Source organism: Kitasatospora sp. NPDC059146, from assembly GCF_042786665.1.
GTDB lineage: Bacteria > Actinomycetota > Actinomycetes > Streptomycetales > Streptomycetaceae > Kitasatospora.
Genome location: NZ_JBHZCY010000091.1, coordinates 21539 through 37674 on the forward strand (window position 1 = coordinate 21539; position 16136 = coordinate 37674).

The 16136-nt window shown below is 74.7% G+C and carries 13 protein-coding genes; 6 read left to right on the forward strand and 7 right to left on the reverse strand.

Annotation, left to right across the window (positions count from 1 at the left end; all coding sequences use genetic code 11):
* The first annotated feature begins 94 nt into the window (after positions 1–94).
* The 3 genes from ACFXPX_RS30595 (at position 95) to ACFXPX_RS30605 (ending at position 5397) form a co-directional block, all read left to right on the forward strand.
* The gene (locus ACFXPX_RS30595; protein ID WP_380644134.1) at positions 95–1279 is read left to right on the forward strand and encodes a tetratricopeptide repeat protein; all 1185 of its coding nucleotides are present in this window, start codon (positions 95–97) and stop codon (positions 1277–1279) included.
* A 209-nt stretch (positions 1280–1488) separates the two neighbouring features.
* The gene (locus ACFXPX_RS30600) at positions 1489–4335 is read left to right on the forward strand and encodes a glycoside hydrolase family 3 C-terminal domain-containing protein (protein WP_380644135.1); all 2847 of its coding nucleotides are present in this window, start codon (positions 1489–1491) and stop codon (positions 4333–4335) included.
* A 183-nt stretch (positions 4336–4518) separates the two neighbouring features.
* Positions 4519–5397: a LysR family transcriptional regulator gene (locus ACFXPX_RS30605; RefSeq protein WP_380644136.1), complete on the forward strand. Its 879-nt coding sequence runs from the start codon at positions 4519–4521 to the stop codon at positions 5395–5397.
* Positions 5398–5528: 131 nt separating this feature from the next.
* Here ACFXPX_RS30605 and ACFXPX_RS30610 read toward each other — a convergent pair whose 3' ends face one another.
* Entirely contained in the window at positions 5529–5855 is a 327-nt protein-coding gene (locus tag ACFXPX_RS30610) for an antibiotic biosynthesis monooxygenase (RefSeq protein WP_188303748.1), read from the reverse strand.
* 153 nt (positions 5856–6008) lie between these two features.
* Entirely contained in the window at positions 6009–6419 is a 411-nt protein-coding gene (locus ACFXPX_RS30615) for a cupin domain-containing protein (protein ID WP_375887907.1), read from the reverse strand.
* 61 nt (positions 6420–6480) lie between these two features.
* On the opposite strand from ACFXPX_RS30615, the gene ACFXPX_RS30620 reads away from it, so the two are divergent.
* Entirely contained in the window at positions 6481–6957 is a 477-nt protein-coding gene (locus ACFXPX_RS30620) for a MarR family winged helix-turn-helix transcriptional regulator (protein ID WP_375887905.1), read from the forward strand.
* A gap of 27 nt (positions 6958–6984) precedes the next feature.
* Here ACFXPX_RS30620 and ACFXPX_RS30625 read toward each other — a convergent pair whose 3' ends face one another.
* A complete protein-coding gene (locus ACFXPX_RS30625; protein ID WP_380644137.1) occupies positions 6985–9069 on the reverse strand; it encodes a DHA2 family efflux MFS transporter permease subunit in 2085 nt (694 codons plus the stop codon).
* Between the two features lie 299 nt (positions 9070–9368).
* Between ACFXPX_RS30625 and ACFXPX_RS30630 the strand changes: the two genes are divergently transcribed.
* Entirely contained in the window at positions 9369–10505 is a 1137-nt protein-coding gene (locus tag ACFXPX_RS30630) for a peptidoglycan-binding protein (protein ID WP_380644138.1), read from the forward strand.
* A 75-nt stretch (positions 10506–10580) separates the two neighbouring features.
* On the opposite strand, the gene ACFXPX_RS30635 is transcribed toward ACFXPX_RS30630, so the two are convergent.
* The 4 genes from ACFXPX_RS30635 to ACFXPX_RS30650 all read right to left on the reverse strand — a co-directional run bounded on the left by ACFXPX_RS30635 (position 10581) and on the right by ACFXPX_RS30650 (position 15332).
* Entirely contained in the window at positions 10581–11165 is a 585-nt protein-coding gene (locus ACFXPX_RS30635; RefSeq protein ID WP_380407709.1) for a TMEM165/GDT1 family protein, read from the reverse strand.
* A 204-nt stretch (positions 11166–11369) separates the two neighbouring features.
* Complete coding sequence (locus ACFXPX_RS30640; protein WP_380525229.1) at positions 11370–12215, reverse strand: ABC transporter permease; 846 nt, start codon at positions 12213–12215, stop codon at positions 11370–11372.
* Positions 12194–13810: a dolichyl-phosphate-mannose--protein mannosyltransferase gene (locus ACFXPX_RS30645; protein ID WP_380594081.1), complete on the reverse strand. Its 1617-nt coding sequence runs from the start codon at positions 13808–13810 to the stop codon at positions 12194–12196. Before ACFXPX_RS30645 ends, ACFXPX_RS30640 begins: the two co-directional genes overlap by 22 nt.
* Positions 13811–14030: 220 nt before the next feature.
* On the reverse strand, positions 14031–15332 hold the full coding sequence (locus tag ACFXPX_RS30650; RefSeq protein WP_380644139.1) for an MFS transporter: 1302 nt from the start codon (positions 15330–15332) through the stop codon (positions 14031–14033).
* A 154-nt stretch (positions 15333–15486) separates the two neighbouring features.
* Between ACFXPX_RS30650 and ACFXPX_RS30655 the strand changes: the two genes are divergently transcribed.
* Positions 15487–16068, forward strand: a complete 582-nt coding sequence (locus ACFXPX_RS30655) for a MarR family winged helix-turn-helix transcriptional regulator (protein WP_375887892.1) — start codon at positions 15487–15489, stop codon at positions 16066–16068.
* The last annotated feature ends 68 nt before the right edge of the window (positions 16069–16136 follow it).

The window sequence follows — 16136 nt, forward strand, 5'->3', positions numbered from 1 at the left end:
GGGCGGTGCCCGGGGCCGGAACCGCACCGCCCGGGGGCGACGCCCCGGCGCCCCGCTACCATCGCCCGGTCGTGATCGACGGAGGGGGTACGACGTGGGACTGATCCAGCACTGGCGGGACTCCAAGGCGCAGGAGCTGCACCGGGAGGGCATCCGCCTGCTCAACCGGGGGCGCGCGCGGGACGCGGAGCCCGTGGCGCGCGAGGCGGTCCGCATCCGCTCGAAGGTCTTCGGCCCGGACGATGCCACGACCCTGGCGAGCCGGGTGGTGTGGGCGCGCGCACTCGGCGGCCTCCAGCGTCATGCCGAGGCGGAGGCCGAGCTGCGCGAGGTGCTGCGGCTGGCGCCCGACCCGACCGCCCGGGGCGAGCTCGTCCGCTGGGCCCGGCTGGGGCTCGCCCAGGTCCAGGTGCGGACGGGACGGGCCGAGGAGGCGCGGGCCGAGGCGGCCCTCCTCCTGGAACTCACCGGTCGGGCCGACGTCGAGTACACCCGCGCCGCGCTGGCGATCGAGGCCGCGGCACTCAGCACGCTCGGCCGCCACGCCGAGGCGGTCGCGCGCTGGACGGAGCTGGAGGCGGCCGCCACCGCCACCGCGGGCGGGGGCAGTCCCCAGGCGCTCAAGGCCCGGTCCGACCGGACCCAGGCACTCGTCTACCTGGGCCGCTTCCAGGAGGCCGAGGCGCAGGCCCGGGCGCTGATGGACGTCGCAGCCTCGGGCGGTCCCGGTGGCGTGCTGCTCGGGATGGCCGCGCGGAACGCCCTGGTGCTCTCACTGACGGCTCGCGGCCGGGCGGTCGAGGCGGAGGCCGAGGCCCGCACCGCCGTCGAACGGGCGGCGGGCATCGCGGGCCTGGACGCCCGCTTCCTCCTCACCGCCCGGCTCGGCCTGGCCCGCGCCCTGAACGCGCAGGGCCGCCACGACGAAGCGCTGTCGGCGCTCCGCCCCGCCCTCGAACGCCCCACGCCGGACCCCGTCGGCGAGGAGGAACTGGAGGCCGCGCTCCACCTCGTCGCGGCGGTCACCCTGCTCGGGCTGGGGAAGGACGCGGCGCCGTCCCTGGAGAAGTCCTCGGAGCTCTGCCGGCGCACGCTCGGGCCGAACCACCACCGCGCCCTGGAGGTCGGCACGCTCCGGGGCCGGGTCCTCGCCGCCCAGGGCCGCCTGCCGGAGGCCCGCGAGGCCCTCCGGACCAACGCCGCCGCCTGGCAGGAGCACTTCGGCGAGGGCCACCCGAAGACACGGGCGGCGCAGCAGGCCCTGGCCGAACTGGGCTGACCCCGCCCCAGCCCCCGCCGCGACACCGACTCCCGCCCCCCGGGGGGGCGGGCGGCGGCGCGCGCACCGCCCGGCGCGCGCACCGGACATACCCGACACGCCCCGGCGCGCCACCTGCCGTACGGGGCCGAACCACCGTAGATTTGACGGATCGTCACTTTTTAGGCCCGCCCGGCCGTCCACGACTCCGTCGATCGGTGGTGGTTGCCATGCGACGTCCCTCCCTGCGGATGCGAATCCTCCGGCTCGGCCTCGGTGGCTGCCTGCTGGCCGCCGCCACGGCCGGCAACGCCGCGGCCGCGCCGGGCGAGCGCCCGAAGGACGGGCCCGGATCGCCGGAGCAGCGGATCGAGAGCCTCCTCGCCCAGCTGACCACCGACGAGAAGGTCACCCTGCTGCGCGGCCGGGACGCCCCCGCCGGGGTGGACTCCGTCGGCTACGTCGCGGGCGTGCCCCGGCTCGGCATCCCTCCGCTGCTGCTGACGGACGGCCCGGCCGGCGTCCGGGACGGCCGCCCGGCGACCGCGCTGCCCGCACCCGTCGCGCTGGCCGCCGCCTTCGACCCGGCGCTGGCCACCCGGTACGGCGACGTGCTGGGCCGGGAGACCCGGGCGCGCGGCTACCAGGTGCTGTACGCGCCCATGGTGAACATCGTCCGGACCCCTCAGGGCGGGCGGAACTTCGAGACGCTGGGCGAGGACCCGTACCTCGCCGGGCGGCTCGCCACCGCCGAGGTGCGCGGCATCCAGGCGCAGCGCGTCGCCGCGCAGGTCAAGCACTTCGCGGCCAACAACCAGGAGGACAACCGCCAGTCGTACGGCTCGGACGTGGACGAGCGCACCCTGGCCGAAATCGAGCTGCCCGCCTTCCGGGCGGCGGTGCGGGAGGGCCGGGCCTGGTCGGCGATGTGCGGCTACAACCCGGTGAACGGCGTCTGGGCGTGCGAGAACTTCCCGCTGCTGCGCGACGTGCTCAAGGGCCGCTGGGGCTTCGACGGGGTGGTCGGCTCCGACTACCCGGCCACCCACTCCGCCGTCAACGCCGCCGCCGGCGGGCTGGACCAGGAGTTCGGCGGTTCGAGCTACTTCGCCGACCTGCCAGCCGCCGCGGCGGACGGCCGGCTCGCCCCGGCCCTGCTGGACGACCAGGTCCGCCGGGTGCTGCGGCTGATGGCGCGCACGGGAGCGCTCGACGGCGTCCAGGCGCCCCCGGTCGACCCGGCCGCCGGAGCGCGCGACGCCCGGACCGCCGCCGCCGCCGGAACGGTTCTGCTGCGCAACGAGGGGTCCGCCCTGCCGCTGGACGCCGCCCGGCTCAAGTCCGTCGCCGTGATCGGCCCCTGGGCGGACCGCGCCTACACCGGTGGCGGCGGCTCCTCGCACGTCACCCCGTACGCCGAGCACACGGTGACGCCCCGCCAGGGCATCGCGGCCCGGGTCGGCCCGAACACGGAGGTGCGCCACGACCCCGGCGACGACCCGGCCGCGGCGGCCGCGGCGGCCACCGGGGCGGACGTCGCGGTGGTGGTGGTCGGCGACCAGGAGACCGAGGGCGCCGACCGCGGCTCGCTGAACCTCACCGCGGCGGACGACGCGCTGATCCGGGCCGTCGCCCGGGCCAACCCGCGCACCGTGGTGGTGCTGAACACCGGCGGCCCCGTCACCATGCCGTGGCTGGACGCGGTACCCGCCGTGGTCGAGGCCTGGTACCCGGGCGAGCAGAGCGGCGCCGCGCTCGCCGACGTGCTGTTCGGCGACGTCGACCCGGCCGGGCGACTGCCCGTCACCTTCCCGACCTCCGCCGACGCCACCCCGATCCGGGACGCCGCCCAGTACCCGGGCACGGACGGCACCTACCACTACACCGAGCGCCTCGGCGTCGGCTACCGCTGGTACGACGCGAGCGGCACCGCCCCGCTGTTCCCCTTCGGCCACGGCCTCTCGTACACCACCTTCGACTACGGCGGCCTCACCGTGACCGGCCCCGACCAGGCCGGCCGGGTCCGGGTCGGCTTCGACGTCGCCAACCGGGGCCGCCGGACCGGCACCGAGGTGCCCCAGCTGTACCTGACCTTCCCGGCCACGGCCGGCGAACCCCCGCAGCAGCTGAAGGCCTTCGACAAGGTCACCCTGGCGCCCGGCGCCTCGACCCACGTGGACCTGCTGCTGGACCGCTCCGCCTTCGCCGTCTGGGACGAGGGCGTGCACGGCTGGGGCGTCCCCGGCGGTCGGTACGGCCTCACCGTCGGCTCGTCCTCCCGCGCACCCCGACTGCGGGGCGGCGTCGACACCCCCGCGTCCCCCGCCGTCTCCACCTGGTCCGGGCGGATCACCGGCTCCGACGGCGCCTGCCTGGACGCCTCGGCCGCCGCCGGGGACGCCGGCCGGCCGCTGGAGGCGACGGACTGCTCGGGCGTGGCCGCCCAGGACGCCACCGTCGGCTCGGACGGCAGCATCGGCGTCCTGGACGGCTGCCTCACCCCGGCCGGCTCCGCCGACGGCGCCGCCGTGCTCCTGCGGGACTGCACCCGGACCGCCGACCAGGAATGGCGCAGGGGCCCGGACTCCTCGCTGCTGAACCCGTCGACCGGCCGCTGCCTGAGCGGCGCGGACGGCCGACTGCTGCTGCAGCCCTGCGGGACGACCGCAAAACAGCGCTGGACCACGCCCAGCCCCAGCGGGCCGCTGACCGGCATCGACGGGCAGTGCACGGACGTCGACGGGGCGTCCACCGTCAACGGCACCGCCGTCCAGCTCTACCGCTGCAACTCCACCGGCGCCCAGGACTGGACCGTCCACCAGGACGGCTCGCTCCGCGCCCTCGGCAAGTGCCTGGACGTCACCAACGGCAGCACCGCCGCCGGCACCCCCGTCCAGCTCTACGACTGCAACGGCACCGCCGCCCAGAGCTGGTACCCGCGCCCGGACGGCACCCTGCTCAACCCGGGCTCCCGCCGCTGCCTGGACGCCCGGGGCGGCGGCAGCGCCGACGGGACCAGGCTCGAACTCTGGGACTGCACGGGCGGCACCAACCAGCTCTGGAAACCGCCCGCCTGACCGGTACCCGCTCCACCGGTGATTGCGCACGCGGCGTTCGGAATGCCCGAACGCCGCCGTACGCTGTCCCGCAACACCGGCAGGATCATCGCGAACACCTCAACACGAGCCGCAGCACGCACCACGAGCGGGCCGAGCGGGCCCGCCACCGCACGCGGGCGTTCGGGGGAACCGGAGAAACCAGTGGAACTTCGTCAGTTGCGCGTCTTCGAGGCCGTGGCCACCCACCGCACCGTCACCGCCGCGGCCGTGGCGCTCGACCTGGCCCCCTCCTCGGTGTCCGAGCAGATCCGCACCCTCGAACACAGCCTGGACACCGAGCTGTTCGACCGCGCCCCGCACGGAACCAGGCTCACCGCGGCCGGCGAGCGGCTGCTGCCCTGGGCGCGCACACTGCTCGACCAGGCCGAACAGGCCCGCCGCGAGGTGGTCGCCGACCGCGCCCGGCTGCGGCTCGGCGCGCTGGAGACGATAGCCGCGACCCACGTCCCGGCCGTGCTGGCCCGGCTCGCCGAACGCCGCCCCGGCCTGGACGTCGCGCTGCACACCGACACCGCCCGGGACGCGCTGCTCGGCGGCGTCGCGGCCGGGGCACTGGAGGCCGCCCTCATCCTGGACACCGCCGGACCGCTCGGCGACCTCGGCTTCTACCTGCCGCCCGCCCCGCTCGACCACCTCGACCTCCAGGACGTCCCGCTCGCCCTGGTCGCCGCCCCCGCCCACCCGCTCGGCGGCGCCGCCGCCCTCACCCGCGAGGACCTGCGCGGCCAACGCCTGCTGGTGAACACCCCGGCCTGCTCCTTCCGGCTGGCCGGCGAGCGCCTGCTCGGCCACGCCGTCGAACGCGTCCCCACCGGCGGCGTCGCCGTCACCCGAGCCTGCGCCGAACAGGGCCTCGGCATCGCCCTGCTCCCCGACTTCGCCGTCCGGGAGCCCCTCGCCTCCGGCGCCCTCGTCCGCCTCCCCCTCGCTCCCCCGCCCCTGCACCTCCGCCTGGTGTGGCGCGCCGACCGCGAGACCGTCCCCGGGCTGCGCGCGGCCCTGTACGCCGCCGCGGCCTGAACTCCCCCACACCACAAGCCCGTTCATCGCACACCCGGTCGGCCCGGACGGCATCGCCCGGCCCCTCGAACGCCGGACGGCGCACCCCGGAACCCCGGGGCGCGCCGTCCGCCTCCTACCAGCCCGCCGAATCAGGCCTTCGGGCCCGCCGACTGCACGACCTCGAAGGACCACAGCGTGGACCCGGAGGCGGCCGGCCGCTTCGGCGCCTCGCCGCCCTCACCGCCACCACGGTGGGCCGCCTGCATCGGGCCCTCCATCCACGCCTTGAAGTCCTCCTCGCTGCGCCAGCGGGTGTAGACCAGGTACTGGTCGGTCCCCTCGACCGGACGCAGCAGTTCGAACCACTCGAAGCCGTCGGAGTTCTCCACCGCACCGGCCCGCGAGGCGAAGCGCTGCTCCAGCACCTCGCGCTGCTCGGCGGGCACCGTCAGTACGTTGATCTTGACGACGGACATGCCGCTCCTCACTGATCCGCCGGGGCCCGTACGGCCGTCGGCTCGGTTGCTCCCGAGCAGTCTGCTACACCTCACACCCCGCCGGTCGGGTGCTGCGGGCCCGGGGGCCGCCGGGGCGGGGCGGGGGCAGGGGGCGGGGCTCCGGCTTCCGGCTCAGGCGATCCAGGCCGGGAGGAGGCGGTCGGCGTCGCGCGGGGCGAGGGCGCAGGCGCCTTCGGGGGTGCGGGCGTCGGGGTTGTAGGCGTGGGAGGGGGACGGGGAGGCGACGAGGGCGGTGAAGCCCTCGGCGGTGGTGATGCGGCGGGGCACGTCGGCGGGGAGGGCGAGGGTGTCGCCGGCGGCGACCGTCAGGGTCTCGCCCGCGAGGTCGACCTCGGCCGAGCCGGCCAGCAGGGTCCAGATCTGCTCGGTGTCCATGGCGTGCAGCGGGCCCTGCCGGTCGGCGGGCATCTCGACCCGCCACTGGGCGAGGGCGGTCGCACCCTGGGTGGGTGAGGCGAGGGTGGTCATGACGGCGTTCGGGGTCTCGGTGCGACGGGCGTCGGCGGAGCGGATCACGGGCATGGTGAAGGAACCCCTAAGATGGACAATGTCGTTGTCTATATGGTCAATGAGGTTGTCTATCGTGTCAAGCGAACCCGCCCCGCCCGGCTTCGAGCTGCCGCTGCGCCTGCTGCTGGCCTTCCGCACGATCATCGACGAACTGCACGAGCGGATCGCCCGCGAAGGGCACCCGGACCTGCGCCCGATGCACGGCTTCGTCTTCCAGGCGATCGGCCCCCGGGGCACCACCGCCGTCGAACTCGGCCGCCGGCTCGGCGTCTCCAAGCAGGCCGCGGGCAAGACCGTCGAGACCCTGGAGCAGCTCGGCTACGTCGAGCGCGGCAGCGACCCGGCCGACGCCCGCCGCAAGGTGGTCCGGCTCACCGAGCGGGGCGTGGACTGCCTGGTCCGCTCGGCGCGGATCTTCGAGGAACTGCGCACCGAGTGGTCCGCCGCCCTCGGCGAGGAGGAACTCCGCCGGATCGAGGACGGTCTGCGGCTGCTCGCCCCCGGGGACCCGTTCCGGCTCGACACCCCGCGCTGGTTCGGCAGCCCGTGAGGAACGCCGCACCAGCGCTGGGGACGGCTAGAACGACCGCCCCTCCCCCCGGTACGGCGACTGCGGCCCGGTCGGCGGATCCGGCCGGTCCCGCCGGTCGGCGCAGAGCGTGGAGCTGAGCCGGGTGAGGAGTGCGGCGAGGTCCTCGTACTGCCGCTCGTCCCAGTCCCCCAGCAGTTCCGCGAGCTGGGTGCGCCGGGCCGCGACCAGCCGCAGCGCCGCCTCCTCCCCCGGCTCGGTGAGCCGCAGCGGCAGGCCGCCGGTGCGGGCGGCGAGGCCGCGGCCCTCCACCTCCCGGACGGCCTCCTCGACGACCGAGACCGGGACGACCCGCCGCTCGGCCAGTTCGGCGGGCTCCACCGAACCGTGGTGGTGCATCTGCAGGAGGAGCCAGCTGGAGGCGGGCCGCAGGTCGAGCCCGGCGGTGGCGGTGATCCGCCGGAAGAGGTCGCGCCGGGCCTCCCGGGTGCCCAGGACGGACAGCGCGCGGGCGATCTCGTCCAGGGAGGAGCGCTCGACCGGGTTGATCCCGATCGACTCGCTGAGGTCGGGCGCGGTCACCGTGGAGCGCAGCTTCTGCTCGCGCAGGAACAGCGACAGCACGAAGGCGACCGCCGCGACGGGCACCGCGTACAGGAACACCCGGGTGATCGACTCGGCGTAGGCGTGGTGGACGCCGGCCTGGAGGGCGGCGGGCAGCCGGGTGATCAGGCGCGGGTCGGCGGTGATCGCCTCCACCCGGAAGCCCGGCGGCAGCGGCTGCCCGACCAAGGCGTCGGCAAGCCGGGAGCGCAGGCCGCTGGCGAAGACCGTCCCGAAGATGGAGACGCCGAAGGAGGCGCCGATGGAGCGGAAGAAGGTGGCGCCGGCGGTGGCCACCCCGAGGTCCTGGTAGCCGACCGAGTTCTGCACGATCAGCACCAGTACCTGCATCACCAGGCCCAGTCCGAGGCCGAAGACCAGGAAGTAGAGGCTCATCTCGGCGGTGCCGCTGTGCTCGTCGAGCCGGGAGAGCAGCAGCAGGCCGACCGTGGTGACGGCCGTCCCGGCGATCGGGAAGGCCCGGTAGTGGCCGGTGCGGGCGACGATCTGGCCGGAGCCGATCGAGGTGAGCAGCATCCCGAGGACCATCGGCAGCATGTGGATGCCGGACATGGTGGGCGAGACCTGCTGGACCACCTGGAGGAAGGTCGGCAGGTAGGTGAGGGCGCCGAACATCGCGAAGCCGACCACGAAGGAGATCACCGCGACCAGGCTGAACGTCCGTGAGCGGAACAGCCGCAGCGGCAGGACGGGCTCGGCGGCCGAGCGCTCCACCTGGACGAAGACGAGCAGCAGCGCCAGTCCGAGCACGCCCAGGCCGACGACCTGCCAGGAGCTCCAGGCCCAGGTGGTGCCGCCGAGCGAGGTCATCAGCACCAGGCAGGTGGCGACGGCGGCGATCAGCGCGGTGCCGAGGTAGTCGATCCGGTGCTCGCGCCGGGCCTCCGTGCCGTGCAGCACCGCCGCGATCACCACCAGGGCGACCGCGCCGATCGGCAGGTTGACGTAGAACACCCAGCGCCAGCTGAGGTGGTCGACGAACAGCCCGCCGAGCAGCGGCCCGAGGACGCTGGTGACGCCGAAGACGGCGCCGAAGAGGCCCTGGTACCTGCCGCGGTCCCGGGGGGCGACGAGGTCGCCGACGATCGCCTGGGAGAGCACCATCAGGCCGCCGCCGCCGAGGCCCTGGAGAGCGCGGAAGGCGATCAACTCGCCCATGTTCTGGGCGATTCCGCAGAGCACCGAGCCGATCAGGAAGATCACGATGGAGGCCTGGAAGAACCGCTTCCGGCCGTACATGTCGCCGAGCTTGCCCCAGAGCGGGGTGGCGGCGGTGGAGGCCAGCAGGTAGGCGGTGACCACCCAGGAGAGGTGGTCCAGGCCGCCGAGGTCGCTGACGATGGTGGGCAGCGCGGTGGAGACGATGGTCTGGTCGAGGGCGGCGAGCAGCATCGCCAGCAGCAGGGCCCCGATCGGCACCCAGAGGTTGGCGGCGGTGACCTCGGGCGGGCCGGGCGGGCCGGGCGGGTGCGCCGGGCTCCGCCCGCTCGCGGCGCGCGGCTCCGTCATGACGTCTCCACAGGCGGCATGGCCTCTCCGTCGGGTCGCGGGGCCGGACGACCGGACGCCCAGGTGGATGATCACTCCCCGTTCCCCATGCTGGCAGATATGTCCCGTTATGCTCCGCCGGGTTGAGCCGAACGTAAGCACCGGACCCGTCGTGGGCGTTCCGGCGGTTTCCCCTGGGGCCAACCACCACCAACCGGCACAACACCCCCGCCGGGGGCCGGACGCCCCTGTCCCCCCTCCGGGACGTCCTGCATAATCAGGCCCGATCGCGAGACCCGAGAACCGAGGAGGACCGGCCGATGCCGGACCAGCACTGCCCGACGTGCGGCACCGCACGCTCCACCGGGTGCAGCTGCCTCCCCGACCGGAGCCTCGACGAGACCACCGTCCTCCCGCACCTGGAGGGCCCGCCGCTGGTCCGCCCGTACGTGCCGCAGGCGCCAGAGCAGGTCGCCGACGAGCCGCCGCTGACGGCCGACCCGTTCGCGACCACCGTGCTGCCCCCGGTCGCGCCGGCACAGCCTGCACAGCCGGCACAGCCGATGAGGCATCCGGTGCAGCAGGCCCAGCACGCACAGCAGATGCAGCCGCCGGCCACGCCCCCGCTCGGGCCGGACGCGGACGCCTACGCGACGACCGTCCTGCCGCCCGTCCCGGGCCCCGCACCGGACGCGTACGGCAACGGCGCCACCACCGTCCTGCCCGCGGTCCCGCCGGCCGGACGGCCCGGCCCGGACGCGTCCGGGGACGAGCTCGGCTACTTCCCGTTCGACAGCGGGGCCCCCGGGCCCGACTCCGCCCCCACCGGCGGACGGGCCGCGCGCCGGGCCGCCGAGCAGTCCGAGCGCGGCCCCCTCGCCGGGCGCAAGGGCCTGATCGCGGGCGTCGGCGCCGGACTGCTGGCGCTCACCGTCGGCCTCGCGTACGCCGTGACGCCGTCCTCCGAGCCGACCCGTCGGGCCGAACCGGCGCCCACCACCTCGCTCGCCCCCGCCCCGGTGGAGCCGCCGACCGTGGCCGCCCCGGCGCCCAGCGACCCCACGCCGACCCCCGAGACGCCCAGCCCGAGCGCCACCCGGTCGGCCAGACCGAGCCCCACCAGGACCCCCACCCCCACGCCGACACCCACTCCGACCCCCACCCCGACACCGACGCCGACCCCCACGCCGACGCCGACCCCGACGCCCACGCCCACCCCGTCGCAGACCCCGCGGCTGCTCCAGATGGGAATGAGCGGGCCCGACGTCAAGGCGATGCAGCAACTGCTCGTCGGCGCCGGGTGCGGATTCGTCGACAAGTCGCTCGTCACCGGCACCTTCGACTGGTGGACCCAGACGACGCTGCAGGACTACCAGCGGCAGAACCGGATCAAGGGCGAGAACGGCGTCTACGGCCCCAAGACCCAGGCCGCCCTCACCGCCGACCCCGGCTGCTGAGCGGGGCCGGGCGGGAGGCCGCCGCGCCGTCGGCCGGTCCCACCGCCGGCCACCCGCACCACCTGCTGACCGGCGTCAGCCGGTGATCGCCCCGAAGATGCTGACCCCGGCCAGCACCACCATGATCGCCGCCGCCACCCGGACGATCAGCTTCATCGGCACGTACTTGAGCAGCTTCTGCCCGCCCACGATGGCGATCCCGCCGACCGCGCAGAGCGCCAGCCAGGAGCCCAGGCCGACGGCCAGCGGGTCGGCGTACTTGGCGGCCAGGTTGGCGGTCATGATCTGGGTCAGGTCGCCGAACTCGGCGACCGCGACGACCGCGAAGCTGGTCCCGGCCACCTTCCAGAAGCGGTTCGAGGACGGCTCCTTGGCCGCGTGCCCCTCCTCGTCCTCACCGCCGTGGAACAGCAGCATCGCCGCGCCGACCAGGAACAGCGCTCCGGTGACGCCCTCCACCCAGCGGTGCGGCAGCAGCGAGAGCAGGTGCCCGGCGGCCAGCGCCAGCACCACCTGGAGCAGCATGGCGGCGGCGACGCCCGCGAAGACGTAGCTCGCCCGGTACTTGGTGCCGAGCACCAGGCTGGCCAGCGCGGTCTTGTCCGGCAGCTCGGCCAGGAAGATGATGCCGAACGTCAACGCGGCAACGGTCAAACTCATCGGAGGAACCCCTCGGTCGGCTGTCCGGCCTCCGCAGGTCCGTCAGGGGACGCTTCGGCCCGACAGCACTGGAAATGGTCACAGCACTGCGGCCGAAGGTCTCGCCGGCAGCCGCCACTCGAGCGGTGCCCCGGGCGCCGGGCCCCTGGGGGCCAGTATGTCGACGGTCCGGTGGAGGGCTACTCCCCTTCAACGCGCTCCAGCCTACCCGACGCCGTGGCCGCCCGGCCCGGCGTCGGCCGTCACCAGACCCCGCCCGACCAGCTCCAGCACCACCACGACCGCCACCGACTCCACCGCCAGCAGCCCGATCAGCACGAACAGCTGCACCGCGCCCGCCTGCACCGGCGAGGCGCCGCCGAGCAGCATCCCCACGAAGGCGCCGGGCAGGGTGACCAGGCCGACGGTGCGGGTCTGGTCCAGCGCCGGGACCAGCGAGGTCGCGGCCGCCGTACGGCAGATCTCCAGCCGGGCGTCCCGCTCCTCGAAGCCCAGCGCCAGCGCCGCCTCCACCTCGCCGCGCCGCTGCCGCAGCTCGTCCAGGGCGCGCCGGCCGGCGAGCGAGGTCGCGGTGAGCCCGCCGCCGATCAGGATGCCCGCGACCGGGATCACCGACAGGCCCTTGAGCGGCAGCAGCCCGACGGCCAGCAGCAGGGCCAGCACCGGCAGCACCCCGGCGCCGATCGGGGCCGCCGCCCAGACCCAGCCGGGGCCCGGGGTCATCCGCCGGCCCGCGGTGCGCACCGCGACCGTGAACATCAGCAGCACGAACAGCGCCGACCACCAGAGCGAGGCGACCACCCAGCTGATCACCGCGGCGACGGCGGCCAGCTGGACGACCGCCCGCAGTCCGGCCCGCGCCACCGCCCGCCCGTGGCCGAGCAGACCCCGGCCGGCCACCGCCACGGCGGCCAGCAGCAGCACCGCGGTGACCACCCCGAGCACCGGGGTGACCGGCAGCAGCTGCCCGGCGCCGGACGCCGCCAGCGGTACGGGTGCCGACGGCGGCGACCACGGGGACAGCGGCATCAGATCCAGCTGGTGAACCACATCCGGTCCTGCCAGGACGACATCGGGATCACCTCCGCCGTGTACAGCGGGTAGAAGAAGGCGAAGCAGCCGACGATCGCGAGCACGATCAGCCCGGCCCCGATCGCCCCGTACCGGCGGCGCTGGGGGCTGCAGCCCACCGGGCCGAGGATCGCACCGAGCATCTGGGCGACGGCCAGGCACAGGAACGGCACCAGCACGACCATGTAGAAGGAGAAGATCGTCCGCTCCTGGTACTGGAACCAGGGCAGGTAGATCCCGGCCACCGCGCACAGCACGGCGCCCGAGCGCCAGTCCCGGCGGAAGAACCAGCGCCACAGCAGGTAGACCAGCGCGAAGCAGGCCGCCCACCACAGGAACGGGGTGCCCAGGCCCAGGATCTGCGCCGCGCAGCCGCCGGGGGCGGTGCAGCCGCGCGACCCGGTCGGCACCTGCTCCCAGTACATCGAGACCGGGCGGCCGTCGACCAGCCAGGCGAAGGGGTTGGACTGGTAGGTGTGCGGGGTGCTCAGGCCGGTGTTGAAGTCGTACATCTGCGAGTGGTAGTGCCACAGGCTGCGCAGCGGCGCGGGCACCCAGGTCATCGGGACCTGCGGCAGCGGGATGCCGAAGGCGTGGTCCGGGGAGAGCCCGGCGCGGCCGTCCGCCCAGTGCCGGTCGTAGCCGCCCCCGCCGTTCGCACCGCCGGCCAGCCAGCCGCTCCAGGCGCCGACGTACACCACCACGGCCGAGCCGACCATGGCGAGGAGGGCGGGTACGGCGTCCCGGCGCAGCATCGAGCGCCAGGGGTGGCGGGCGCCGGCGGCGCGGCGGCCGGACTGGTCCCAGAGCACGGTCAGGACGCCGAAGGCGGCGAGGATCGGGGCGCCGTTCCACTTGACGGCGCAGGCGGCGCCGATGAGCACCCCGGCGGCGATCCGCCAGGGGCGCCACCCCAGCCGCACCCCGTCGCCGTCGGTGACCCCGGCGAGCCGGGCGCGGACGTGGTCGCGGTCGATCAGCAGGGCGCCGAAGGAGGCGAGCACGAAGAACATCTGGATGCCGTCGAGCAGGCCGACCCGGCTCATCACCAGCTGGAGGCCGTCGACGGCCATCAGCAGGGCGGCGGTGCAGCCGACCAGGGTGGAGCCGAAGAGCCGGCGGCCGATCCGGGCCAGCATCAGCACGGTGAGGGTGCCGAGCAGGGCGGTCATGAACCGCCAGCCGAAGGGGTGCAGTCCGAACAGCTGCTCGCCGACCGCCATCACCCACTTGCCGAGCGGCGGGTGGGCGATGAACTCGGGCGCGGAGCTGAGCGGGACGGACTGCGGGACGGCCAGGATGTCGGCGTTGGCGTGGTCGGGCCAGGTGCCCTCGAAGCCCTGCTGGAGCAGGGACCAGGCGTCCTTGGGGTAGTACGTCTCGTCGAAGACGAAGGCGTTGGGGTAGCCGAGGTTCCAGAACCGCAGCAGGCCGGCGAAGAGCGCGACGCCGATCGGGCCGAGCCAGCCGGAACGGTCGGCCGCCCAGCGCAGCAGGCCGCGCGGGGCCGGTGCCGGGTCCGGTTCGGCGGTGGCCTGGACCGCCGGGGGGTGCGTGAGCGCCGCTTGCGTCATAGCCTCGCCGATTCGCCTGTCTGCGGGGCCCTGGGGGTTGCTGCACCGGGCCCGGGTCTGCTGCCCCGGCCGGGGCCGGGCGGTCAACAGCCACTGACACTATGTGGCGGTGCCCGGGAAGCCAAGCGCGACGGGCGCCGACCAGGTGACCTGGTCGGCGCCCGTACGAGCGGCCGTACACATGGCCGCACAAGCGGCCGATTCGCTCGGCCGCCCGCCGTCACGCGGCGGTCTGCAGCTCCCGCCCCCGGACCGGGGCCGGGGTGCGGACCACGGCCGGGGCCGCGTTGTCCTGCTCGGCCGTGAGGTACGGACGCAGGCGCAGCGCCAGCACGACGATCAGCAGCGTCGAGCCCACCATGGCCGCGAGGTAGAGCGGCCAGGTGCCGGAGCCGACCAGCAGCACGCCGACGGCCGGGCCGACCGCGATGGCGATCTGCTTCACCAGGGCGTACCCGGCGTTGTAGGTGCCGAGCAGCCGGGCCGGGGCGAGGTCGGCGACCATCGGGCCCATGGTGGGCGCGAGCAGCGACTCGCCGACGCCGAACAGGGCGTAGATCGAGACGATGGCGACCGTGGCGGCCATGGTCTCGGTCCGGATCAGGCCGGCGACCAGGGCCATCCCCCAGGCGCCGAGCCAGACCACACCGGCCGCGGCCATCGCGGTGGTGCGGCGGCGGCGCGCCGTGATCCGCACCATGAACATCTGCAGCACCACGATGGTGACCGCGTTGGCGCCGATCGCGAGGCCCAGGGTGGACGGCGCGGTGCCGACGGTGTCGGTGGCGAAGGCCGCGACACCGGACTCGAACTGGCCGTAGCAGGTGAAGAAGATCAGCCCGGCGAGGATGCTGAGCCGCACCATCGCCTTGTCGGCGAGCAGGGCGCGCAGGCCGGTCGGGCCGGTCGCCGCGTCCTGGACGGCGCTCAGCTGGGCCTTCGGCATCCGGGCGGTGCCGGTGACCAGGGCCAGGCCGAGGAAGGTGACCGCCTCGATGGTGAACAGCCGGGTGAGGCTGGCCGGGTCGGCGACGTTCACGATCTGCCCGCCGACCAGCGCGCCGATGCCCATGCCCAGGTTGACCAGGGTGAACTGCAGCGCGAAGGCGTGCGAGCGGGTCGCGGCCGTCGAGCAGCGGACGATCATCGTGGCGAGGGCCGGCTGGCAGGTGGTGACACCCGCGCCGAACAGGAACGAGGAGACCAGCAGGGCCGGCGTGCCGGTGGCGTGGCCGAAGGCGAACGCGCCGGTGGCGGCCAGGGCCGCACCCGCCAGCAGCACCGGACGGGGACCGTACCGGTCGATGCCGCGCCCGGTGAACGGGAGGACGGCGAGCGCCGCCAGCGCGAAGACGGTGAACACCATCCCGGCCGCCAGCGAACCCAGCCCGCGCACCTGGTCCACGTACACGAACATGTACGGCATCGTGAACCCGCTGCCGAACGCGCTGAGCGCGTTGCCGATCTGGACGCGGCGCAGCGGGCCGCCCGCCCCACGTCGCTGCTGCCTCTGCTGCTTCACCGTGCCGATCACCGTGCACATCCCTTCCTGTTTCCACTGGAACTCTTAAGCCCAGAAGATTTCAGACCTAAACTCTGCCGAGATAAAGTCTTAGCACCGGAAGACTGCGGAGTCAAAGGCTTAAGGAGTGCACGCCCGTGCGACACTGGTCCGCATGACTACGGACAAGCCGTCGCCGGCTGCCGACAAGCCCCCGCGGACCACTCCCCTGGAGTTCGGCATCGCCGAGCAAGTGGCCCTCTACCAGCGGGAGTTCCCCACCGTCGACCCCCAGGTCGAGACGATCGTGCAGACCCTCAACCGGGTCTCCCGGCGGATGGGCGTCGCGTACGACCGGCAGCTGACTGTGCTCGGGATCACCTCCGCCGAGTGGGAGGTGCTCAAGGCGCTGGTGGTGAGCGGGAGCCCCTACCGGCTGGGCCCGGGCGAGCTGGCGAAGCGGCTGGGGCTCACCCCGGCCGCGATGACCCACCGGATCGACCGGATGGTGGCCGAGGACCTGGTCACCCGGGAGCGGGACGAGTCCAACCGGGTGCGGGTGATCATCGAGCTGACCGAGAACGGCCGCGACAAGTGGCTGGAGTCGATGCGGATGGCCGCGGTGTTCGAGGAGGAGCTGCTGCAGGACGTCGTGGGCGAGGAGCGCACCGCGCTGTCCGGCCTGCTGGCCCGGATGCTGCGGCGGATCGAGGAGAGCCAGCCGGACGCGCTCGGGCGCACGGCCGACCTGGCCTGAGCCGCGGTCGCGGGCCCGGAACGACGGAGTCCCGCCCGCCGGCGTGGTCGGCAGCCTGACCCACTCCC